The sequence below is a fragment of the Methanosarcina sp. UBA289 genome, from assembly GCA_002496565.1.
Classification (GTDB): domain Archaea; phylum Halobacteriota; class Methanosarcinia; order Methanosarcinales; family Methanosarcinaceae; genus Methanosarcina.
In genome coordinates this window covers 34,255-57,082 of record DAKJ01000005.1, presented here as the reverse complement: position 1 = coordinate 57,082, position 22,828 = coordinate 34,255, and the positions used below count along the sequence as shown (strand labels likewise).

Genomic DNA, 22,828 nt, shown 5'->3' with positions numbered 1-22,828 from the left:
ATTTCCAGTTTTTTGCTTTAATTTTATCTCAGGCTTTTACCTTTTTTGTACATGCAGCTCTGCACTCAAAGAATCCGGCTGAAGGAAGTTCGTGTACCGTAGTCGCAACGATTATACCTTCTCCGATTTCTTTTACGACCATTATAGGCCTGCCCCTGTCATCCTTTAGTACCACATCAGCATCGGTTTCCGTGAAGTAACCGTCACATCCTGCAGGGAGGGTAATATTTTCCACAAGTTTCTGGGCATCATGCTTACCCACAGGCTGAGGAGTACACGGGTTTTCTTCCATTACATATTTCAAAGAAAAAGGAAGCCACTCATAATCATATTCCGGGACAAGAGGACTAAAAACAAGAAGAGTCCCCCCTTTTGTCACAAACTTTTCAAGTGAACGTTTGCCACGTTCAAGTCCCACACCTGTTTTCGTATACTGTTTATTTGCAAAACCTGTCGGCAGGATCATAATCTTGCAAGCAGGAAGATAGGGAGTACCAAGGGAAGTTGAGAGCGCACGAGTACATTGAAGCCCGTATTCCACAAACAATTTTTCAAAAAGAAGAGGGCAATCCCATAGCAAAATTACGTCACTCATGGAAAAGGATAGGAGACTCCCACATATGAATTTATCCATCATAATGAATATTAAGTAATCAAGAAAGTGAGGATTCAAGATTCATTATTCCACAGAAACATCGGTTGAACCAAGGTTTTTCCCGAATTCGAACAGGATCATATGGGGGCTAGTTGTGACTGTAAAAGAGTAGTCAATTGACTTGAGAATATTAGAATAATATTTTGTAATAGATTCACATACTTTTTTGTCAGAATAATCATGAATAAGTTTCACATATTCTCTGCTCTTTTCAGTGCAAATTTCGATATCACTTCCTATACTGTCCGTCAGGTAAATTTCTTTGAAAATCATGATATGCTCAGCAAGGGTAAAGGCTGTAGGAGGCCTGCCTGTAATTAACTCAAAATTTCTTGTCACTTCAGCCACGGATGGGAGATTCCCTGAAACAAAAGCCTCGAAAGTCTTTCTTTGCATGCTGAGCCGTTGGTAATTCTGCTGCCTGTAGGCTTTGATAAGATTTTTCCAGAATTTCGGCTTTTTTTGAAGTTCTTGGAAAGTACTCTCCATAAATCCGAAGTGCTCCTCAAGCCCTTTAGGAACCTTTTGAAAATTAAGGAACTCAAACCTTTTAAAGTAGACCTTTGTTACGTTTGATCTGCAGAATAAACCCTGAACATCCAGTTTCATCTGTTTTGCAAGATAAAGAGCCAAGCTATGAGCCATAATTCCCCTGAAACAGGAATTCCCGTTTGATAGAGTAAGGCTTGCAGTTTCCGGCTCTATGTCCTGACTGTACTCCGCATCAACCTTAATGTTCCAGCCCATTTTCTCGTTGAGCGAATTTATATAACTGACAAGATCAGGGATTCGTTTAATTTTATAAGGATTTATTATTTCATATACAGTTGCTTCGTCGATCGATAACCCTGAAGTCCTTTTAATAAGCCATTCAAGCAGAGTATGATGAACAAGCAGGAATTCGTCTTCCTGAATTAATTTATTACGAAATTCTGCATCCTGTGAAACCTTACTTGAGTCTTTTTCTCCTTTATCACAGGTCCTTCCAGCCAGAGCGAGAGAGGCAGTTTCGATAGCATCTCTTATTGCCGCACTTAAGTTTCCATTATTTTTCTCCAGAAAGGGCTTTAATTTATCCACATAACACTGATCAATAGAAATATTTTTTCGGATTATCAAGCGGATTCCCTCTCCTGTCTTCTTGAGACTGTGAGCAGCTCAAAATTCTTGATATAAGCACATTTTCATTTTCGTAAACCCGATAATAGATTGTTGCTTCTACTTCTTAATATTTTTGCTAGAATTGAAAGCCAAAAAATGCATGTTGAACTAAAAAACTTTAAAAATTTCGGAAAAAAAGTAGTTGCATTAGAACGAAAAATGAAAATGAATAGAAAAATCAAGAAGTAAAAAGTAAAGATAACAGAATAATAATTCAGATTATGTAGATAAATTTAAAATGTAGAAAAATCTTGAAACCAAAGATATTCAGGAGAACATTGAGTAATAGAGAGGAAACAGTATTAAGACGCCCCTGCAAACTCAAAAATAATGAGATTTGATATTGTTTTGACCTCGAATGCGTAGCCTGCGGCCCGGAATACTTTTGAGAAAAGCTCAACCAATTTGAGAATAACCTTTTCATCGGAAAACTGATGTCTTATTTTTAAATACATATTCCCGCCTTCACTGGTCCTTTCAATCTCACTTGCGAGCTGGGTGACTGAGATTACTTCATCACAGATAACAAACAGCTCGGAGAGAGGGATTTCCCAAATAGCTTTACCTGTAAAGGTTTCAAAAAAGCTTGTTATATCCGGAACTCCACCTGAGAGGAAAACTTCAAATGCATCTTTATTAAGGTTTATTCTCTCATATCTGTGTAGCATATACCTTTCCACAAGAGTTATCCAGAAGTCGGGCCTGCTTTTGATCTCTTTAAACGTATAATCTAGAGTTCCAAAATTTTTCCTGATCCCAGGAGGAATTTCAGTATCAGATTTATAATCCTTAAGAAAAATCAGGATAGAGTTAGATTTGCGTTGGACAAAAGAAACATCAAAACTCAAGTAACGGCCAAGAAAAATAGAGAGTGCTTCAGCAATAAAGGCTCTTAAACTGGGCTCTCCATGCTCAAGCATTATTACTTCAGTCTTGTCTTCCTCCCAATTGATTAGAGAGGCTTCAATTCCCCAGCCGTGGTTCGTACTGCGTTTATTCATATATTCCAGAAGTTCTGGAAGGCTTTTTATTCGATAGGGGTTAAAAAGTTCACTTACGAGTTCGTCAGCAACTAGAATCCCATTCGTATTTTCAATAAACCATCTGAAGGAAAGCTGACTTATAAGTATACATTCGCCATTTTCAATCAAATTATTTCGCATTTCAGGATACTTTGCAGAATCCTCTGTGAAATATTCCAGTGCATCCTCTACAGACTCATGTCCCTCAAGAGCTGCATCTGCAAGCTCGATTGCATCCCGGATTGCAGCACTTAGATTTCCATTATTTTTATCCAAGAAGGGCCGAAGTTTTTTAAGGTGTGTATCCTCCATGGATACATTTTTACGAACCAAAAATTGTTCCCGCCTTTTTTAAATTAATTTTGAAAACAGCCTCACAGTAAAGGAGACGCGGCTGAGCTTAAAAGTATATAGAGATTTAGTAGATCCACCCTTATATATAAATTGTTATTTTAATTTCAGCGCCATATCTGAAGAAATTTTTCAGTTTCTTCGTACAATCTCCACGAGAAGAAAAATCAAAAATTATAAGTTTCGATACCTAACTTAGGCTAAACTTATGCCAGCCAGCTTCAAAAACACTGGAATTTCCAGAAGAGGGTGAAGCATCTGAAGATGGGTTTCATCAAGGGAAATATTTTTCGAATCAACACACCCTCAATTTGTTTTTAAAAACCCGTTCACTCAGGAGATTAGCTTATCGATTTTGCTTAAAATGTTTTAATATAAATATTTTATTGTCTCCCTCGAAAGATACAAATTGATATAAATTTCCTGCAGTAAGGCCCCAGGAAATCTAGATAACCGGAATGGCTTTAAGGTCTGCATATATTACGTACTGCTATGAATTATGACACTGAAAGACTTGCCAGAGTCCGCATGATAGCAGACTACCAGTTTGGAAAAGGCACTGGAAAAGAACTTTTCCCAGATGACTCAACGTTCCAGTTATCCAGGACAAAACGAGTACGCCAGGTCTTACACTCTGGAAAACGTATAGCCACAGCAAGAGCAAAAGATGGCTTTTTTACCCTCAGTATTGAAGGAGCTTCCATCGTCCACAGGCTTTTGCCAGGAAAAAAGCTCAGGGTCGTTGTCTCAGAGGAAGCTGCTCCTTTTGTGGAAAAAGGTAAAACCGCTTTTATAAAACATGTAATTGAAATTGATTCTGAATTGAGAGCTGGAGAAGAAGTGCTCGTGACAGATGAGACTGACAGACTGCTTGCAACAGGGCAACTGCTTCTATCTCCAGCAGAGATAATGGCTCTTAATAGTGGCGCAGCCGTGGATGTAAGAGTAGGAGTGGCTTCGAAAAAAGAAAAGTGAATCTAAAGCTTCAGAAAACTTATGGAAATATAAAAAAGACACATCAAAAGGTGAATAAGTGTTAAATTTTATGCTAAAAATTACAGCTTTTTAATTTTTACGCAAATTTACATATAGTTAAATATGATATAAATTGCTGCTTATATTGTTGAAATATTCTTATAATGAACGGATAAAATGAATAAGAATATATCATAGATAGTAATTTTTGAATGAATGCTATTCGAAAAAATGGGTTTTTAAAAGCTCAGTTTCAATCTGAAATCCAAACATTAAAAAATACAAGTTTCAAGAAATAAAGTTCCAAAAATTAACAGTTTCCCGGAGAGTGAGCACTATTCCAGAGCCAGAACAGATTCTAAAATACTTCCTGGTTCCAGATGATACCAGAATCGAAGCAAACATGATTACAGTCAAGGGAGACGTTATTGTCGGCGATCACTCTAATATTGACTATAGCATAATCGGCGATTCTGTTATTATGGGAGAAGGAGTAACTGTCTCCGGAGATATCGAGGCAAGTAACGATATCAGGATTGACATGTGGTCGAAACTGGGGAACAGGGTAGAGGTCGGGAGAAATGCCTACCTGGGAGAATTTGTAACCATTGACGGGAAGCTGCTCGTACAGGGAGACTTGGATGTAGGAAAAGAAGTTAAAATCCGGGGAGGATTCGAAGCCAAGGGATGGATAGTGGTAAGGAATCCGGTCCCTGTAATTATTTTTCTATTTCTTTATATAAGGGAAATGATGCGTCTCGGCAAAGGAGAGGAAATTGAAAAAGCCGTGGAAGAACTTTTTGATGATTCCGAGGACACGCAAGGCCTTGAAGGAAAAGAACCCAGTGAAAATGTAATGATAATACCTGCCAGCGCAAAGTTTTCCTCTGAAACTATTGAGGTTACCGGGGAAGCCGTTATTGGGGACAACTGTCTGATAATAGGGAATATTAGGGCACAGACTGTCGATACAGGGGAAAAACTGACCATCAAGGGAAGCATTTACTCAGAGGGCAAGATCTTCGTTGGTGAAAATAGCACTGTCTATGGCAATCTCTATTCAAAAGGAGATGTTCAGATTGGCAGGAACAGTAGAGTTTTCGGTGGAGTAAACGCTAACTCGGTCTTACTATATGAAAACGCAAGGGTAGATGGTACAATAAAAGCACCTTCAGGAGTATCTTTCTTACGTGATGCTGCAGAAAAACCTGTTCTTGCAGAAGTCAATGCTTTAGGGAAATTAATTATGCGCGAAACTAATGAATTGCCCGAGAATGAGCCTAAGGATGCAACAGAAAATGAGCCTAAGGATAAACCCGTAAAACCCCTTGATATGGTGGAAATAGATTCACCTGTCAAGCAGATTGTGAAAGCAAGTAATATTTTTGTGCCTGGTAGAAAAAGAAAAACTGCCAGAACTCGGGCCCTGGAAAGAACCAGACGTTTCACAGGGTCCAGAACTTATAGAAAGGAACAGAAGTCCGGAGAGTAATTTGAAAGTGATTAATCCGGCTCGAGTCCGTTCTTATTCCTTTGATTCCCAGGAAACTCCGTAATTTCCCCTGACCATAACACTTCTGAATTTTCATTCAAGATCTGGCGAATTTTATCCTGCACGGTGTGAGCTAATTTCTCAGGGAAAGAATTGCGGAAAATTTCTTTTTTGAGAAGAAGCAGTAACATTCATAGGGAATCAGGGAATTATCTGAATTTCGTAGAGGACATAGCAGAATTCAACTGTGTAATTCAACTGCCACTCTTCAGATCCTCAAAGTAAAAGACTTTCAAAAATTTAAACAATACATTCATTTAGAACGATACGGCCTCCAGATTTAGATATAACTCAAAACCAAACTTGAAACTCAAAACCAAACTTGAATTCAAAAATATTCATCCTTTAATTCGTTAAACATTCCAATCAGTTTAAAGTAGCAAATTTCATGAAGGGATCCAATTGACAGAGAATGTTATAGAGCCTGAAAATTTACAGGCTACAGAGCCTGAGAATCTGCAGGCGAAATACGATTCAATTGTAGAAAAAGATTCAAAATATGTAATGCAGACCTATGGGCGTCAGCCCCTTGTACTCTCAGAAGGAAAGGGAGCAATTGTCAAGGATATTTACGGAAAAGAATACATTGACTGTGTAGCAGGAATTGCAGTAAACAATGTTGGGCACTGCCACCCAACAGTTGTCAGGGCAATCCAGGCCCAGGCTGAGAAATTGCTGCACGTTTCTAACCTCTATTATACTGAAATTCAGGCCGAACTCGCAGAAGCACTGGTCTCAGTTACAGGTATGGAACGCGTTTTTTTCTGTAATTCCGGGGCTGAAGCCGTGGAGGCTGCAATGAAACTAGCCCGTCTGGCCTCCGGAAAAAGCGCCTTTATAGCTGCTGAACACTCCTTTCACGGCAGGACAATAGGGTCGCTCAGCGTAACCCACAAGAGCATGTACAGGGACCCTTTCATGCCGCCTGTGAGTTCCGAGACTACTTTTGTCCCGTACTCCGATGCTGATGCTATCAAGCAGGCTATTTCGGAAAACACGGCTGCCGTGATCCTTGAGCCCATTCAGGGAGAAGGCGGGGTTAATATCCCGGATCCTGAATACCTCAAAGAAGTCAGGGAAATCTGTGATGAAACTGGAACTTTCCTTATCTTTGACGAGGTGCAGACAGGCTTTGGAAGGACAGGCACATGGTTCTGTAAAGAACAGTTCGGTGTGGAACCCGATATCATGAGTATGGCAAAAGCAATAGGTGGAGGCGTTCCAATGGGTGCTATCGCGGCTAGGGACGGGCTCAGCTTTGGGCGTGGACAGCACGCTTCTACTTTCGGAGGCGGGCCACTTGCCTGCGCAGCTGCACTCGCTTCGATTGAGGCAATTAAGGAAGAGGGCCTCCTTAAGCGCTCAAAAGAAAATGGGGCTTATTTCATGGGAAAGCTCAGGAACATGGACAGGGAAGATGTTGTAGAGGTCCGCGGGAAAGGGCTCATGATAGGAGTTGAGATAAAATATCCCTGCAGCAAATTTGTGGATTTTGCAAGGGAATATGGAGTACTCGTAAATTGTACTTCTGACTCGGTGCTCCGTCTGGTTCCTCCACTTGTGATTACGAAAGAACAGATCGATACGGTAGTTGATGTTCTTGAGCAGGCCTGAACTGATAAAAAAAGAAATCTTTGATATCGCAGAGTACGTTCCAGGGAAATCCATAGAGGAAATAGCTTCTGCCTACGGGCTTGATCCGGCTTCAATCATCAAACTCGGCTCAAACGAAAACCCTCTCGGACCCTCTTCAAAGGCTGTTCAGGCCCTGGTGGACACCGCTCCCTGTGCAAATATTTACCCTTCAGCAGACGCGATAGAACTCAAGGAGGCTCTCTCAAAATACACAGGCTTCCCGATTTCAAACCTCATAGCCTCAGGACCAGGAATGGACGGGCTTCTAGATGGGCTTTGCAGGCTGATTATTGAAAAAGGAGACGAAGTCATTGTCCCTACTCCGACTTTTGCCTATTACGAGCTTCCGGCACGAGCATGCGGAGGAAAGCCGGTCTTTGTAAGAAGAAACCAGGATTTCTCGATTGATCCTGAAAAGCTTCTGGAAGCCGAGTCCAGCAGGACAAAAATAATCTTCCTATGCTCTCCTAATAACCCTTCAGGCAACCTCCTTCCCGAAGCTGATCTGAGGAAAATCCTTGAAAATACCAGGGCTCTTGTATTCGTTGACGAGGCATATGTTGAATTTGCTGACAGGAACCTTGCAGGGCTTGTAAGGGAATATGATAACCTTGTTGTGGGCCGAACCTTTTCTAAGGTATTCGGGCTTGCAGGCCTGCGCCTGGGTTACGGGATCATGCCTGAGTGGCTGGCAAAAGAGTATATAAGGGCAGCAACTCCGTTTTCAGTAAGTCTTCCGGCTTTAAAAGCAGGAGTAGCCGCCCTTTCGGATGCTGAACACCTGAGAAAGAGTATAGAAATCGCAAGACAGGGCAGAGAGTATCTTAGAGAAAAAATTTCTTTTAAGGTTTATCCTTCCCAGGCAAACTTCGTACTTTTGGATGTTGCCCCCTTGAAAGCAAAAACCGTTACACAGAGCCTCATGAAAAAAGGAATCATTGTACGTTCCTGTGACTCATTCAGGGAAGCTGGAGATACTCTTATCAGGGTAACGGTCGGGACTCCGGATCAAAATGAAAAAGTTATTAGGGCTTTTGAAACAGTAAAGTGTGAGGTTTAAAAACCTCTATTTCTTTACTTTAAGTTCTACTTTTTACATTAAGTTCCATTTTTTATATTAAATTCTACTTTTTATTGAATTATACTTTTTATTAAATTCTACTTTTTGTATTAAGCTCTGTTTCCTACTTTACTATATTGTCCAATTTGATCCATATTTTTCCATATTTTAACACTTTGGTCTTTATTTTAGAGGCTATTTATCTTAAACGTTTACCTCTTCGATTTCTATAATTTTCATCAGCGGATAACTCAGTTCCGGGTCGTATTCCATTCCGACTTTTATCCTTGAAGAGTCGTATCTTACAGTGATTTTTACTTTAAGCATAGGCCCCTGAAGTTCAGAATAACCGAATTCGTCGTTCAGCTTGCTTCTCAACATATCCCTGTCGATTTTTACGGAAATATCTTCCACATAAGGCTGGACTGAAATGCTTTCCTGGATAGCCTGCTCAAGGCTTGAAACAGTGTTCAAATTTACAGGAGAGCCCGTAAATTGGTGATAAAGAGCTCCTAGTTTTATTCCTGCCTCAAAAAGTGCGTTATCTCTGTCAGTTACTTTTTCTTGAACCAAATAAATCACTCCCTTCGGGAACTCATAGTGTATGTCTCAGATAAACTGGTTTTATTACTTTTCTTTCCCTGCTCTCAGTCCTTTATTTCGATATTCCTTACTACCCAGGTTGCTTAATAGAGGGACCTTGAAAAAGGGAGAGAAAATGTACGTCAACATGAGGATAAAAGGTAGGATCGAGAAAATCCGCATATATTCGACATTATACAGGTAGAGAAGCATTGTTATCCCGAAAATGGAGGCTATAAAAGCGAGAACCCTGGCATTCCTGATCTTCGGATAATTTACTGAACTCACCATAAGAATAGAAAGACCAAGGGTCAACGCTAAGAGGAAGTCTATTTTGACAAGGTTTTCGCTCAGTAACATGTATGTAACAAGCATAACGCATCCTGCAGTTATTGGAAGACCTTCAAATCCCGTTTTACTGGAAGCCATGGAATTGAAGCGTGCAAGCCTGAGTACTCCGCAGATAGCATAAAAAGCCGGAAATACCGCAATAAGAGGGTCTTGTTCTCCGACAAGAGGATTTATTTGTCCGAACTGCAGGTATACGAGAAGAGCCGGAGCCACCCCAAAAGAAACCGCATCTGCCAGGGAATCAAGTTGTTCCCCGAGTTCTCCTCCTTTAAATCGCCTGGCTATGTACCCATCCGCCCCATCTGCAATTGCTGCGATAAGAAGTAAGATCAAAGCAAGGGCAAAACCATCCTGGGCTGCCGCCGTTTGGAATGTGGCAACCTGGACTGTAGCCTGAGCAGCTACCGCAATTGAGCTAATTCCACAGATAAGGTTCAAAAGAGAGACCAGGTCCGGGAGTCTTAACATTTGAAATACGTTCATGTTCAAAAATCCCTGTCATTTTTTATTGTCGCTATAACGGTTTTGCCTGCAAGTACCCGCTCTCCTTTCCGTACTATAATTTCGAAGTTGTGAGGGATTGTTACGTCAACTCTTGACCCGAAGCGAATCATTCCGATACGCTGTCCCTGCTCGATACTATCGTTTACTTGAGGATAGGAGACGATTCGTCTGGCAATTGTGCCTGCAATCTGTATGACACTGACATCCCCATACTTGCTGTGAATAATAAACTCGTTCCTTTCGTTTCTTTCAGAGTCTTTCCAGTAAGCAGGAAGATATCCGCCTTTCTTGTAAGTTATTTCCCTGATCGTTCCCGAAATCGGAGCTCTATTTACATGTACATTCTGGAGAAACATGAAAATACAGACTTTCCGGCCTCGAATGTCTATGACAGTACCATCGGCCGGTGAAATCATATAAGTGTCCGAAACTTCTACCTTTCTTTCAGGATCTCTGAAAAAAAGAACCATAAAGAAAGTCATTGCCATTGCTATGTAAGCAGCGTAGTTTAAATTGGAGCTGTTCATTGCCTTGGAAAGGATGGCAAACAGTGCAGTAACAAGCGCAGCGGTAAAAAGCCAGGGTTCCGATCCTTTTGCAAGCATTGACCTCAGTCTCCTCCAGACTTGCGCAGAAGGGATCTCAATTCTTTAGAAAATATGACCCAAAGGCCATCAATCATTTCAAACAATTCAGGCAGAATCTGGAGTACTACATATGAAATTATAAAGAGGGCAATACCTGAACCTGCCTTTGCAATATAATTATGCGCAATTATAAAGCTATCAGCCCCAAACCATTGCTCTCCATAAGCAACTACCACGAAAATGTCCCTGATAAGATTAAGTATATAGATCACTGGCACTGACACGATAAAAGCCATAGCCAGGCGGTTAAGGGGAGCTCTTACTGCACCTATAAGACCCATAAAGAGAGCAATGCTTTCAATTGCCGTACAGGCAAGAATAATCTCAACTGTATATCCGTTAAGTGTAATCATATTCCAGGCTTTCATGTATGCAGGGACGTCGAAATATTGGAGAACCCAGAAAACCTGAGAAGTAACTCCTCCTATAATCCAAGTGTTTAGAGAGTCAATATTCGCAAACGGGAAATAGACAAGAGCTCCTAGTGCACTGGCACTTGTAAGCATCGAGGTTACGTCAAGAGAATCAGCCTCACCCTGGGCTGATGTTGAATGCAGTACCTCTCTATTATTTCTTATTTTTATTGGGCCTTTTCTGTACTCCAGAAACATGATGTACGCTACAAGTAGACAAAATAGGGTTACTACTATTGTTAGGAGCACATTGGCATAGTCCATGATTTTGAGATAATGGAGAGGCTGATAGCTCCAGTGGATGGAAAATACGCCCCATCCAATCCCTCCGACAAGTTTACGAACCCTGAGAGTTCTGGGGATGACGGATGACGTAACCATTAACCCGACTGCGAGCCATAGTATACTTTCTATCATTTTTCACGACCTCTTTTGCCAGAGTAAAGTTTAGTTCTGAAGATTATCCTGTTTCTGAAAGCTAAGAAAGTCTCTGGCAAGTTATGAAGTTTCTGGAAAGTGACGAATGAAATTATCTAAATAATTAATAGATTTTCATATAAATCTAGTAAGTTCGTTAGTTCATAGTCTAGTATTTAGGAACTCAAAGGTTATGGATTTTACTTCCCATATTAATGAGATATAAAAATATTACCTCCGTTAAGATATTGATAGAGAGTGGTTAAGCCTGTAAATAAGATAATAGATTCCTATTATAGAAGAATAACGTCACAAACAGAACGTTACAAAATGTTCTAATATATATAAAAGTAAAGATTGAGAGATTTCAGAAATAGGAAATAAACTCCTGTTTCTATAAAAGGGAAACATTTAATAGAAGCAACCGCATAAGGGATTTTTCTGCGTGATAGAAACTAGACTTACAATGTCAAAATTGAAATAAGATGAAGAATTTCTACGTTATGCACAATACTAATATTATTCTATTCTGGCGTTCTTGCCAAAAAAGCTAATTCAAAAGGGATTGGTGGCGGAAAAAAGATCTCCCGGAAAGGAAATGCGAAGGCGTTTTATGAAACCTCAAACTCCTAGTTTAACCGTTGATACCATAATCCTCTTTAAAAACAGGCTTGTACTCGTGAAGAGAAAGAATCCCCCATATCAGGGAAAATTTGCACTTCCTGGCGGTTTTGTAGAGATCGGAGAAAGTACCGAAAAAGCAGCAGCTAGGGAAGCTTTTGAAGAAACAGGCCTTTCTGTAGAGCTTATCAAACTTGCAGGGGTTTATTCCGATCCTCACCGCGACCCCAGAGGACATACAGTTTCTGTATGCTATCTCGCAAAGGGATTCGGAGAGCTAAAATCAGGATCTGATGCGGAGTCCGTTGATCTTTTTGAGCTTGATTCTATTCCTGAACTGGCTTTTGACCATAATAAAATTATAAACGATGCAAAAAGTGATATTAATGCAATTCTGTCCCAAATGTAAAAGTATGATGTTTCCTAAAAACGGTAATTTTGAGTGTAGAAAATGCGGAAACATAATACCAATAAAAAATGATGAAAAAAGTTTTGTTTCTAAAGCTAAGATTGATGACCGTGAAATCGTAGTTCTGGAAGGGGAACAGACTTCAGGTCTACCGACAACAAATGCAAAATGCCCAGAGTGCGGAAATAATACCGCAGCCTGGTGGCTCAGACAGCTTAGGTCTGCTGACGAATCCGAAACTCGCTTCTTTAAATGTACGAAATGCGGATTTACTTGGAGAGAATACGACTGAAATTGCTCTTCTATCAACTCTTGAAAAGCACACATTTCCCGGAAAAGTAGATTTATCAGGCTACAGCTTCCTTTCTGCCTCAAGCAGAGCCTGAAGCCATCCTGTTTTCTGACCAAGATTTATATAGTTGCCGGGAGTTTGAATCTAATGATTTTTCCGATTCCAGAAACCCATTTAACCTTATTCGGAGAGCTTACTCTTCAAATAGAGTGAGAATTTCCGAATCTGTAAAGGAATTTATATCTCAAGAGTAATAAAGAGTCTAAGACTTAAATTTATTTATTGGAGAAGAATTATGTTCAAGGCAGCAATTAATGCAGAGCTTCTGAAAGATGCGGTTGCCGCACTGGCTGTAATTGTAGATGAGGTTAGATTCAAGATAAAACCTGAAGGTATTTCGGTAAAAGCCGTTGATCCTGCCAATGTTGCAATGGGAATTTTTGAGCTTGGATCATCAGCTTTCGATGAATATGATGCTGATGAATGTGAAATCGGAGTCGACCTGAACAAGATTACGGACCTGCTGGGAATTGCAGATAAGAACGACACAGTCCAGATGGAACTTGAAGAAGGGAATCATAAACTCCTGATTGATGTCGGAGGGCTGTCTTATACACTTTCTCTTCTCGATCCTTCTACTATTAGGGCAGAACCAAGAGTTCCCCAGCTCGAGTTGCCTGCCAAAGTCGTCCTGAACGGTGCAGATCTCAGACGTGCTGTGAAAGCTGCAGAAAAGATAAGCGACCATATGCTTATGGGAGTTTCTGACGATACTTTTTACATGGAAGCAAAAGGCGATACCGACCAGGTTCGTTTGGAGATGGGCAGAGACCAGCTAATTGATCTTAAGGCAGGTGAAGCCTGTTCTCTTTTCTCTCTGGACTATCTGACCGATATAGTCAAGCCCACAAACAAAGTAAATGAGGTTACTCTCTCCCTTGGAAAAGACTTCCCAATACTCATAGATTTCGAAATTGCAAACGGTGCAGGAAGGATTTCTTACCTCCTGGCTCCAAGAATTGAGTCGGACTGAGATGGACGAGGAACACATCGCTCTTTACCCATTTGCTTCAGAAGTATCTGCTTATGTAGAAAGCCTTGGAGTTTCGTTAGAGAGTTTACTTAACTCTCCAGCCTTTCGGAGATCTCGAGCTCGCGGGATGGAAAGAGTAATGCAATCCATCGAGGGAGAGATTGAAAAATCGCTGACAAAAGATGAAAGCTGGCTTCTTTCCGAAACTCTCTCTTATCCTTTTGCTCAAATTCTGGTCGCTTGCATAGATGATCAGTTATTTACCAAGCGATATGCCCTTAAAGAGGCAGAAGCAGCCTTAAAATGGCTCGAAAAAGAAAGTACTGATTTTTTGCTTGAATTTGGGGAAGATTTTGGGATTCAAGCAGAAGCTGAAGAATTACATTTCAGTATGCATTTTGCAGATTATATACGCTTCTCTTCTTCAATAAGGGAACCCATATGGAAATTAACAAATAGACAACTTAAATCCGGAATGGTCGTAGTTACGAAAAAGGACTTCGTAAGACTTCTTCAAGAAGCGATCAAAGAAAGAATAGAAAAATCGTTTCCTGCTCCTAAAATCCCTTCTGAAATCTCAAGTTTCTGCGCTCCTTATGTTGCTGAAATAAAAGACCATTTTGAGATACACAAGAAAAAATTCGGAGCAACGGACTTTGGCGCAGTGGAACCAGAACTCTTTCCCCCCTGTATATCCCATGCCCTTGCAAACGTACAGGGTGGAGTGAACCTTGCCCATTCTATGCGTTTTGCCATGACTTCCTTCTTGCTCAGTGTAGGAATGTCAGTGGATGAAATTCTTAACCTCTTCAATGTCTCTCCTGATTTTGATGCGGAAACTACCCTTTATCAAATAGAACATATTGCAGGCGCAACAGGGAATATATACAAGCCTCCTGCGTGTGATACGATGAGAACCTATGGCAACTGCATAGGAAGAGACAGATTGTGTGAGAAAATCAATCATCCTCTAGCGTATTACGAGAAAAAATTATATCTAAAAAATAGAGAAAAGGAAAAAGGAAAGGAAAAACAGGAAGAAGAGGAAAGAGGAAAGGAAAAACAAGAAGAAAAAAGGAAAGGAAAAACAAGAAGAAAAGTAAAGGGAAAAGAAAAGGCATAAAATCAGATATTTTATAATTATAAAAAAGATTTATATTAATTATATTCTTTTAATATTAATTATTGACTTGATTGATACAAGATCAATCTCCTTTAAGGATAGCGTCAAATTCGTGTGGGAGTCACGCATTTGATGGCATGTATGTTGTTTCTAAAATTTTTTGCGTAATCTTCTTCGGAGGCTTTTAATGCCACTTGATCCTATCTGCAAGAAAATAATATCTGAGAATACCGAATATTTTTCGTACTATGGGGGAAAGAGCTATTATTTCTGCAGTCCCGAATGTAAACAGAAATTCGATGCTCTAGAAAAAAGTGTAATCCGGCTCAAGCGAAATCTTAGCGAGAAAGAGAGAATTTCTTTTGGAAAATTAAAAAAGGACATTATAAAACCAGGCATATGTACTCTCTGTGGAGCCTGTGCAGCAAGTTGCGAGTATATAACAATAGAGGATGGCGCACCAAAGCTGGTAGGGCCTTGTAAAGCCTGTGGGGTCTGTTACTACCAGTGCCCGAGAACCATCACCACAGAAGAGGGACTTATAGGAAGTTTTCGCTTCGCATATGCAGCAAGATCTGCTATTCCCGAAATAAAAGGACAGGATGGTGGAGTTGTGACATCCTTGCTTTTGTACGCCCTTGATGAGGGATTGATTGACGCTGCCGTGGTCACCACCCACTCAAAAGAGGAAACCTGGAAACCTGTACCGATAGTTGCGAAGACAAGGGAAGAGATCCTTGAGAGTAGCGGCAGTATTTATTCCCACTCAATGACGCTTGAAGCTCTTATGAGTGCAATTAAGCAGGGAATGAACAGCATTGCCTTCGTAGGGACGAGCTGCAATATTGATGCAGTCACTAAAATGCAGAAAAGTTCCTATGGATTTCTACATCTTTTCATGAGAGCAAAGGTTCTCAAACTTGGGCTCTTTTGCATGGACACCTTCTCCTATGAGGGAATTAAATCAGTACTTGAAAGTTATGGAATCACGCTGGAAAACGTAGATGCCATGAAAATTCGGAAAGGAAAGTTTGAGGTTACTCTAAAGGACGGAAAACAACAAATTTTTGAACTCAGTGAGTTTGACGAATATAGAAGTTCTTCCTGTCGTTTTTGTATGGATCTTACCGCCGAAAATTCGGATATCTCCTTTGGTGGAGTTGGCAGCCCCAGAGGCTGGACTACAGTCCTTGCTCGCTCAGCCCTGGGATACGAAATATTCAACGAAGCCGTAGACAGTGGCTACATAGAGGCTAGAGATCTTGCCGACAATGAACTTGAAAAAGTACTCAATCTCGCAAAAATGAAAAAAGTCCAGATGTACGATCTTAATAGAAGACAGAAAAAGTAATAACAATTGCTAATGCACTGCTGCCATCACATCCAAATTAAAGTTACCCATAAATCAACATTCTTTAGCAAAAAGAAAATGTACCGTCCTCCCAAGATGGAGCTTGGGTAACAATTGGGAACGGAAACGGATGCAGGGGGAGATGAATATATATTTATCCCATTAACCTGTTTCTATTATGAAGCAACCAATAGCATTCTATTCGGGATCATTCTATTTTTGAGGAACTTTCATGATCACAAAAGAAGATGTAGAACACATCGGCTGGCTTGCTCGCATTGATATCAGCGAACAGGAAACCGTCGAATACATGGAAAAACTTAATTCAGTACTGGGATACTTCGGACAGCTTGATGAATTGCCGACCGAAGACGTAGCTCCCACTTATCACGTGGCTGAGATTTATAACGTATTCAGGGAGGATGTGGTGGAAGAATCCCTCCCACAGGAAGTCGTTCTTGCAAACACCGAACACAAACAGGATGGAACTTTCAGGGTTCCGAAAATCGGCTGAGGAGGATTTTTGATGGCAAAATGGATGAGTGTTGCACAGGTAAAAGAGAAAATAGAAGAAAGTTCAGCCGAAGAAGTAACAGCTCACTACCTCGAAGTTATAAAAAAAAGCAAAATTAACGGTTATATAAAAGTCTCTGAAAAAGCCCTTGAGCAGGCAAAGAAAATTGATGCTGAGGAACATGACGGCCCTCTTGCAGGCGTGCCAATTGCAATAAAGGATAATATTTCCGTAGTCGGACTGCCAAGCAGCTGTGGTTCGAAAATTCTGGAGGGCTATGCTCCACCATTCAATGCTCATGTTATCGAAAAACTTCTTGCTGCAGGTGCTGTAATCCTAGGAAAAACCAATATGGATGAGTTTGCTATGGGCTCTTCTACGGAAACCAGCTATTTTGGGCCGACTGCAAACCCCTGGGACCTTGAAAGAGTACCTGGCGGGTCTTCCGGAGGCAGTGCAGCAGTTGTTGCAGCAGGAGAAGCTCCTTTTTCTCTCGGCTCGGATACAGGGGGATCCGTACGCTGCCCTGCAGCTTTCTGCGGAGTAGTCGGGCTTAAACCAACATATGGAGCAATTTCAAGGTATGGAGTAGTGGCTTATGCAAACTCTCTTGAACAGGTAGGACCTCTTGCAAACAATGTAAGAGACATTGCAGTGCTGATGGATGTTATAGCCGGCTACGACCGCAGAGATTCCACTTCAATTGACAGTAAAACCGAATACCAGAAAGCCCTTGTCGAAGATGTAAAAGGACTCAAAATTGGTGTCCCGAAAGAGTTTTTCGGAGAAGGCACACATCCAGACGTTGAGAAAGCCGTATGGAATGCCATACACAAATATGAAGACCTTGGAGCAACCTGGGAAGAGGTTTCTATGCCTCACATAAAGTATGCCCTTGCTTCATATTATATCATTGCAATGAGTGAAGCTTCTTCAAACCTTGCCCGTTTCGACGGAACACGTTACGGACTTAGAGAGAACGGCGAAAACTGGCATGCCATGGTTTCGAAGACAAGAGCTGAGGGCTTCGGGACAGAAGCGAAAAGAAGAATTCTCCTTGGAACCTATGCTCTTTCAGCAGGATACCATGACAAGTATTATTTAAAAGCCCTGAAGGTCAGGACTCTTGTGAAGCAGGACTTTGATAAGGCCCTTTCAAAAGTTGACCTCCTTATGGCTCCAACTATGCCGAACCCTGCTTTCAAAATAGGAGAAAAAATTGAAGATCCGCTTACTCTCTATCTCTCGGACGTAAATACCTGCCCGATTAACCTTGCAGGTGTACCCTCAATTTCCGTGCCTTGCGGCTTTACGGACGGTCTTCCGATAGGGCTTCAGATAATTGGCAAACCCTTTGACGAGCCTGCTGTACTGCGTGCAGCGTACACTTTCGAACAGAATACCGATTATCACACAAAGAGACCTCTGGAGGTGGCATAAATGGTCTATGAAAACCCTGACGGGGTAAGGATCGGGCTTGAAATCCATATCCAGCTAAACAAACTTAAAACCAAGATGTTCTGCGGCTGCTCTACGGATTATCACAATGCCGCTCCCAATACTCACACCTGTCCGGTTTGCCTGGGCCTTCCGGGAACACTGCCTGTGCTGAACAAAAAAGCAGTGGAAGCCGCAATTAAGGTGGGGCTTGCCCTTGAGGGAGAGATTGCAGAAGAGACGCAGTTCCACAGAAAGAACTATTTCTACCCTGACCTTCCTAAAGGTTTCCAGATCACCCAGTACGATTTCCCAATCGTGAGCAATGGAAAAGTCGTAATTGAAGGAGAAGATGGGGAACATGCGGTAGGGATTACAAGAGCCCATATGGAAGAAGATCCTGGTAAACTCGTGCACATCGGAAGTATAGGGAAATCAAAAGGTGTTCTTATCGATTACAACAGATCGGGAATGCCTCTGATTGAGACCGTTACAGAGCCCGATATGCGCAGCCCCAAAGAGGCAAGAAGGTTCCTTGATAAGTTCAGGAACATCCTTGAGTATCTGGACGTTTTTGACGGAAACCTGGAAGGAGCAATGCGTGTGGATGCAAACGTTTCGGTCCACTGGGGTACCCGTGTTGAGATCAAAAACATTTCCTCTCATAAAGGAGTTGAAAGAGCTCTTCTCTATGAGATCATGCGCCAGAAGAATGTGATCCGACGCGGAGGAAAAGTCTCACAGGAGACTCGCCATTACGACGAAGGTCGGGGCGTAACACTCTCAATGAGGACAAAAGAAGAAGCTGAAGACTACCGCTACTTCCGCGAACCCGACCTCATGCCTATGCAAGTTACCGATTGGATTCCTGCAATTAAGGAGACTCTGCCTGAACTTCCGGACGCAAAACGTTCCCGTTTCATAGAGCAGTACGGAATTACGGACATGCATGCAAAATCTCTGACATCAAAGATTATGCTTGCCGATTTCTATGAAGACGTCTGTGCAGAGGGCGTGGACCCAAAGATTGCAGCAACATGGACGGCTGATGTTTTCCTTGGGGAATTAAATTACCGTGACCTTGCAATCTCTTCTTATGACGGGAAGAAGATAAGTTTCATCCATGCAAAAGATCCGAAGATAAAGAACTCCTTTAAAGTTTCAGATATGGTAGAACTGGTTAACCTCTTTGCCGAAGGTAAAATCAGTGACAGGGCTGCCGTTGAAGTAATTCGAACCATGCTGGACACTACGGAGGAAAAGACTCCATCCCACATTATTGAAGAAAAAGGCCTTTTCAAAGCCGAAGACGATCTGGTGACTAAAGCTATTGCCGAAACAATCGCCGAGAATGAAGCGGCAGTGCAGGACTATCTTGGAGGCACGGAAAAATCCCTGAACTTCCTTGTAGGACAGGTCATGAAAAAGACAAAAGGTACGGCAGATGCAAAAACGACACGAGAACTGATAATTAAAGAGCTGAAAGGGTAACCCTGCAGGGTTCACCTTTTAATTTTTCAAATGATTTGGTCATTTTAATTATTGATTTGGTTATTTTTTACTATTTAAACGATTGTTTTTGTAATTTAGGTTTATTTTTCAACTTTGATTTTAGATTAATCCATTATTATAGACTTTTTTGTCAAATATATGGTAAATTCAATATTAAATTAATAAAGGTCAGGTCTACGATCTTCGAGTATGGAACCTGTTTGTCTGATCTCTTTTGCCTCCTCGAGATCAATTTCCGCAATGAGGGCACACTCTTCCTTTCCGGCTTCTGCCAGAACCCTTCCCCATCCGTCGGCAATAAGAGAGCCACCTGGATAAGTTGAGTATTTATCATTTCCCACTCTGTTACAGGCGATATGTAGTAGCTGGTTTTCAACTGCTCTAGAAAGGGACATAATGCGCCAGGGATATAGATAAAAATCAGGAATGTCGGCAGCTGAAACCAGCAGGTCTGCTCCTTCAAGGGCAAGTTTTCGTGCAACTTCCGGATACCTGATTTCGTTACAAACCATGAGCCCTATGGAAAGCCCATATTTTTGAAGCTGAATAGGATGTATCTGGTCTCCAAATGCAAAATATTCTTTCTCAGGACCGTAAAGCTGGGTTTTTCGGTGGATGCCAGCTAGCTTTCCGCATTCGATGCAGAAACCCAGGTTGAACTGAGAGGGAGATGGCTTTTCTGCACCTATTAATTGCCTTTTTCTCTGTTCTATCATTGAACCTGCAAGAATACATCCATGTTCCTTTGAAAAATCACATAAAGCTTCCAGAGTGGGACCGGAAACAGACTCAGCCACCTCAGCTATGCGGTCATAGCAAAACCCGGTTGAGAAAACTTCCGGAAATACGAGCAGTTCAGCTTCTTTCGAGACTGCTTCTTCTGCCAGAGAGAGGGCACGCTCAAGGTTTTCCTGTTTTGAGCAAAGGGAGATATTCATCTGGATGCAGGCAGCTTTCATGGTTGTCACTTTTTCCTTGCACGAAGTATAGTTACCTTACTTCATAAAGTTACTCTATTTCAGAGTTTAGGTCAGAATCCCGATTCAGGCAATAAGTAACTCGGAAAAAAAGCAAAACAAATTTTTACAGGTAAAATACATGCAGGGCATGTGAACTTTATCTTTAGGCGATGGCCCTTATATTCGGAATAGTCCGCTAAAAAATGGAAACTACAACTTAAATACAGCAAGAACACGAGATAACAGGTCAATAAGGTACTCTTAATAAATAATTCAATCTTTATTTCTCGATTTCATTGGTTTGGCTTTCACGGCTACTTTGAGCGAAGATCTTTTGTAGAATTTTTTTGAGTCCAGTTAGAAGAGGATATTTTTGAAAGATAATTAACGGATTGATATCTTTGAGGCGTTATTGCAGATCGCATCCTAGAAGTTCTTTAATCTGTCTAGGAACCTATCCTTTTCCGGTTTATTTCTGGAGTTCAAGTTTTTGTTGCCCGGATAACCCCGAGGCTTTTCATGATTTCCATTTCTGCGGGAGTGATGAACTTGCCATTGCTTAAGAAAACCCCATGCAAAACGGGTTCAGGAGTCTTTCTCAGCATTGTCTTTCTCAGTATTATTTCTTTCATCTTCTGGACCTCCTTTTCTGATTTTGCAGTTCCTCAGGCTCACATAGATATACGGAATCTTATTACCGTATTTCCGTATAAATAAACATTCCTTGAAAGAGATATTTGGGCGAATCTGACAAATACTCATTAAACGTAGACCAAAACCATTCAAACTCCGAAAATAAGCTCGAAAAAATTCAAAATTCCGAATTACAGGCAGAAATGAAGAGGTTTCACCTCTACAGAGAATCGTATTCGACTTAAAAACTGACTTAAAAATTAAAAAAGTAGGAACTTTATGAGGGTTTTAAAGTTTAATGCACTCCTTAAAATTCAACTCCTTTTAAAATAATGAACCATACTGGATTGGGAGAATGGTATCCAGAAATCCTCCAAAACCAGAGCTTGCTGGACCTTTATTGATAACAGTTACAGGTGTTTCTGCTTCATCCGGGGTTTCAGAGGAGGATCTGTAAATTTCATTAGAGGTCTCTCTGTTTTTCTTGCTGGTGTTTTCTACCGCTACAGCTGGCTGCGTATTATTTTTCCCTTCCATTTGAACGCTGCCGGATGTGTTCAGTGTAGCATTCATTCCTGCAGTACCAGGCTGCTGTTCTTCGACAACGATTGTCTTTGCAGGATAGATTACATATCCTCCATTACTTCCTTTTCCCTCATCAGAGGTCTTAAAATACCACTCATCCGTAATGTTAGTCATGCTGTCAGCATTAAGATTAATTTTTATGGAATTGGCATTTGACATTACTATCAGATTTTCAAGAGCCTGGTCCACTTCAAAACTGCCAAACTTATCCCCGGACTTAATGGAAAGAGGCTTGTCTTTATCTATCAGCCAGGTATATTTGAACACTGCAAAATTTGCATCTGCACCTGAAAAGATGAAATCTACAAAGGTAATGAAATAAATATGTGAGGAGTTATCCCCGAATTCATCTTCTGCAGTAAATATCCTATCATCTATAGTGCCGTCCACAGAGACTAAAGCAGTATCTAACTCCGTATTATTCCTGTAAAGCGAAAAATAGCATTTATTACCGTCAATGTCAATCCCGTTCAGAGTAAGGCTGTATCCGCCGGCAATATCCCAACTCTCTCCTTCCTTGAGTGTTATCTTTTCGTTTTCATCCTGCTGGAACAATATCTTAGTGAGCTGTGTTGCATCATTATCAATAGCACAATATGGTTTACCAAAGAGCGGCAGTGAATAAAAGAAAGACACCTTTGTCACATTTTCTTCTTCAGAAAATACCCTATATTTCGAAGGGAGCTGTTTGACAGTATAAATGAGTTCACCCTCATCGATTATATTGGCTGAAGGATTATCTTTCCCAAGAGAAGGACTGTCTCCTTTGTCCTCAAAATAAAGATGCTCTCCAGACCCATTCATGAGACTACTGTACTTATTTGCACCAAAGAAAAAGGCTCCGAAGTTTCTGAAATCCCACGAAATATTCTGCGCATCCGTACTTCCTGTATCAAAGGGTGTACCTCTTATTTCAACCGACATAGCTGCACACGTTCCTGCTAGCGCCAGAATAAGCGTTAGCACAAAGATAGCCAGAGCTAAAGAATTAAATGTTTTTAAGTTCATAAAAATTCTCCACTAGTTAGTAGTTT

22 protein-coding genes are annotated in these 22,828 nt (G+C 41.1%); 12 read left to right on the top strand and 10 right to left on the bottom strand.

The genetic code is table 11. The features are described 5' to 3' along the window. Nucleotides 1-28: 28 nt before the first annotated feature. From BP549_RS01705 to BP549_RS01695, 3 genes are all read right to left on the bottom strand, one after another. Nucleotides 29-595: a hypothetical protein gene (locus tag BP549_RS01705; RefSeq protein WP_292377606.1), complete on the bottom strand. Its 567-nt coding sequence runs from the start codon at nt 593-595 to the stop codon at nt 29-31. 84 nt (nt 596-679) lie between these two features. After that, nucleotides 680-1,774 carry a hypothetical protein gene (locus tag BP549_RS01700; protein WP_292376925.1) on the bottom strand — a complete coding sequence of 365 codons (1,095 nt, stop codon included), beginning with the start codon at nt 1,772-1,774 and terminating at the stop codon, nt 680-682. Between the two features lie 344 nt (nt 1,775-2,118). Continuing rightward, entirely contained in the window at nt 2,119-3,171 is a 1,053-nt protein-coding gene (locus BP549_RS01695; protein WP_292377605.1) for a hypothetical protein, read from the bottom strand. Between the two features lie 510 nt (nt 3,172-3,681). On the opposite strand from BP549_RS01695, the gene BP549_RS01690 reads away from it, so the two are divergent. From BP549_RS01690 to hisC, 4 genes are all read left to right on the top strand, one after another. After that, nucleotides 3,682-4,164, top strand: a complete 483-nt coding sequence (locus BP549_RS01690) for a PUA domain-containing protein (protein WP_292377603.1) — start codon at nt 3,682-3,684, stop codon at nt 4,162-4,164. Between the two features lie 328 nt (nt 4,165-4,492). Next, entirely contained in the window at nt 4,493-5,656 is a 1,164-nt protein-coding gene (locus tag BP549_RS01685) for a hypothetical protein (protein ID WP_292377602.1), read from the top strand. Between the two features lie 462 nt (nt 5,657-6,118). Further along, complete coding sequence (locus tag BP549_RS01680; RefSeq protein ID WP_292377600.1) at nt 6,119-7,330, top strand: acetylornithine transaminase; 1,212 nt, start codon at nt 6,119-6,121, stop codon at nt 7,328-7,330. Beyond that, nucleotides 7,311-8,411: a histidinol-phosphate transaminase gene (hisC, locus tag BP549_RS01675; protein WP_292377598.1), complete on the top strand. Its 1,101-nt coding sequence runs from the start codon at nt 7,311-7,313 to the stop codon at nt 8,409-8,411. Before BP549_RS01680 ends, hisC begins: the two co-directional genes overlap by 20 nt. 204 nt (nt 8,412-8,615) lie before the next feature. On the opposite strand, the gene BP549_RS01670 is transcribed toward hisC, so the two are convergent. The 4 genes from BP549_RS01670 to artA are packed head-to-tail and all read right to left on the bottom strand — an operon-like array spanning nt 8,616 to nt 11,325. After that, nucleotides 8,616-8,984, bottom strand: coding sequence for a dihydroneopterin aldolase family protein (locus BP549_RS01670; protein WP_292376931.1), 369 nt, complete (start codon nt 8,982-8,984; stop codon nt 8,616-8,618). 54 nt (nt 8,985-9,038) lie between these two features. Next, nucleotides 9,039-9,827: an archaetidylserine synthase gene (locus BP549_RS01665; protein WP_292376932.1), complete on the bottom strand. Its 789-nt coding sequence runs from the start codon at nt 9,825-9,827 to the stop codon at nt 9,039-9,041. Nucleotides 9,828-9,829: 2 nt separating this feature from the next. Next, entirely contained in the window at nt 9,830-10,453 is a 624-nt protein-coding gene (locus BP549_RS01660) for a phosphatidylserine decarboxylase (protein ID WP_292376933.1), read from the bottom strand. 5 nt (nt 10,454-10,458) lie between these two features. Then, complete coding sequence (gene artA, locus BP549_RS01655) at nt 10,459-11,325, bottom strand: archaeosortase A (protein WP_292376934.1); 867 nt, start codon at nt 11,323-11,325, stop codon at nt 10,459-10,461. A 613-nt stretch (nt 11,326-11,938) separates the two neighbouring features. On the opposite strand from artA, the gene BP549_RS01650 reads away from it, so the two are divergent. The 8 genes from BP549_RS01650 to gatB all read left to right on the top strand — a co-directional run bounded on the left by BP549_RS01650 (nt 11,939) and on the right by gatB (nt 19,596). After that, the gene (locus BP549_RS01650; RefSeq protein ID WP_292376935.1) at nt 11,939-12,355 is read left to right on the top strand and encodes an NUDIX hydrolase; all 417 of its coding nucleotides are present in this window, start codon (nt 11,939-11,941) and stop codon (nt 12,353-12,355) included. Further along, nucleotides 12,333-12,647, top strand: coding sequence for a transcription factor S (locus tag BP549_RS01645; RefSeq protein ID WP_292376936.1), 315 nt, complete (start codon nt 12,333-12,335; stop codon nt 12,645-12,647). Before BP549_RS01650 ends, BP549_RS01645 begins: the two co-directional genes overlap by 23 nt. A 295-nt stretch (nt 12,648-12,942) precedes the next feature. Continuing rightward, on the top strand, nt 12,943-13,680 hold the full coding sequence (locus BP549_RS01640; RefSeq protein WP_292377596.1) for a DNA polymerase sliding clamp: 738 nt from the start codon (nt 12,943-12,945) through the stop codon (nt 13,678-13,680). Next, nucleotides 13,631-14,803, top strand: coding sequence for a DNA primase regulatory subunit PriL (gene priL / locus BP549_RS01635; protein WP_394339055.1), 1,173 nt, complete (start codon nt 13,631-13,633; stop codon nt 14,801-14,803). The genes BP549_RS01640 and priL overlap by 50 nt, the downstream gene beginning before the upstream one ends. Nucleotides 14,804-14,990: 187 nt before the next feature. Then, nucleotides 14,991-16,154 (top strand): Coenzyme F420 hydrogenase/dehydrogenase, beta subunit C-terminal domain, encoded by a 1,164-nt coding sequence (locus BP549_RS01630; protein WP_292377594.1) that lies wholly within the window; start codon nt 14,991-14,993, stop codon nt 16,152-16,154. A gap of 232 nt (nt 16,155-16,386) precedes the next feature. Next, on the top strand, nt 16,387-16,668 hold the full coding sequence (gene gatC, locus BP549_RS01625) for an Asp-tRNA(Asn)/Glu-tRNA(Gln) amidotransferase subunit GatC (RefSeq protein WP_292377592.1): 282 nt from the start codon (nt 16,387-16,389) through the stop codon (nt 16,666-16,668). Between the two features lie 12 nt (nt 16,669-16,680). Beyond that, on the top strand, nt 16,681-18,108 hold the full coding sequence (gatA, locus tag BP549_RS01620) for an Asp-tRNA(Asn)/Glu-tRNA(Gln) amidotransferase subunit GatA (protein ID WP_292377591.1): 1,428 nt from the start codon (nt 16,681-16,683) through the stop codon (nt 18,106-18,108). After that, nucleotides 18,109-19,596, top strand: coding sequence for an Asp-tRNA(Asn)/Glu-tRNA(Gln) amidotransferase subunit GatB (gene gatB, locus BP549_RS01615; RefSeq protein WP_292377590.1), 1,488 nt, complete (start codon nt 18,109-18,111; stop codon nt 19,594-19,596). 179 nt (nt 19,597-19,775) lie between these two features. On the opposite strand, the gene BP549_RS01610 is transcribed toward gatB, so the two are convergent. The 3 genes from BP549_RS01610 to BP549_RS01600 all read right to left on the bottom strand — a co-directional run bounded on the left by BP549_RS01610 (nt 19,776) and on the right by BP549_RS01600 (nt 22,802). After that, on the bottom strand, nt 19,776-20,576 hold the full coding sequence (locus BP549_RS01610) for a carbon-nitrogen hydrolase family protein (protein ID WP_292377781.1): 801 nt from the start codon (nt 20,574-20,576) through the stop codon (nt 19,776-19,778). A 482-nt stretch (nt 20,577-21,058) separates the two neighbouring features. Continuing rightward, nucleotides 21,059-21,208, bottom strand: a complete 150-nt coding sequence (locus tag BP549_RS01605) for a hypothetical protein (RefSeq protein ID WP_292377588.1) — start codon at nt 21,206-21,208, stop codon at nt 21,059-21,061. 325 nt (nt 21,209-21,533) lie between these two features. Continuing rightward, on the bottom strand, nt 21,534-22,802 hold the full coding sequence (locus BP549_RS01600; RefSeq protein WP_292377587.1) for an S-layer protein domain-containing protein: 1,269 nt from the start codon (nt 22,800-22,802) through the stop codon (nt 21,534-21,536). Nucleotides 22,803-22,828: the final 26 nt, after the last annotated feature.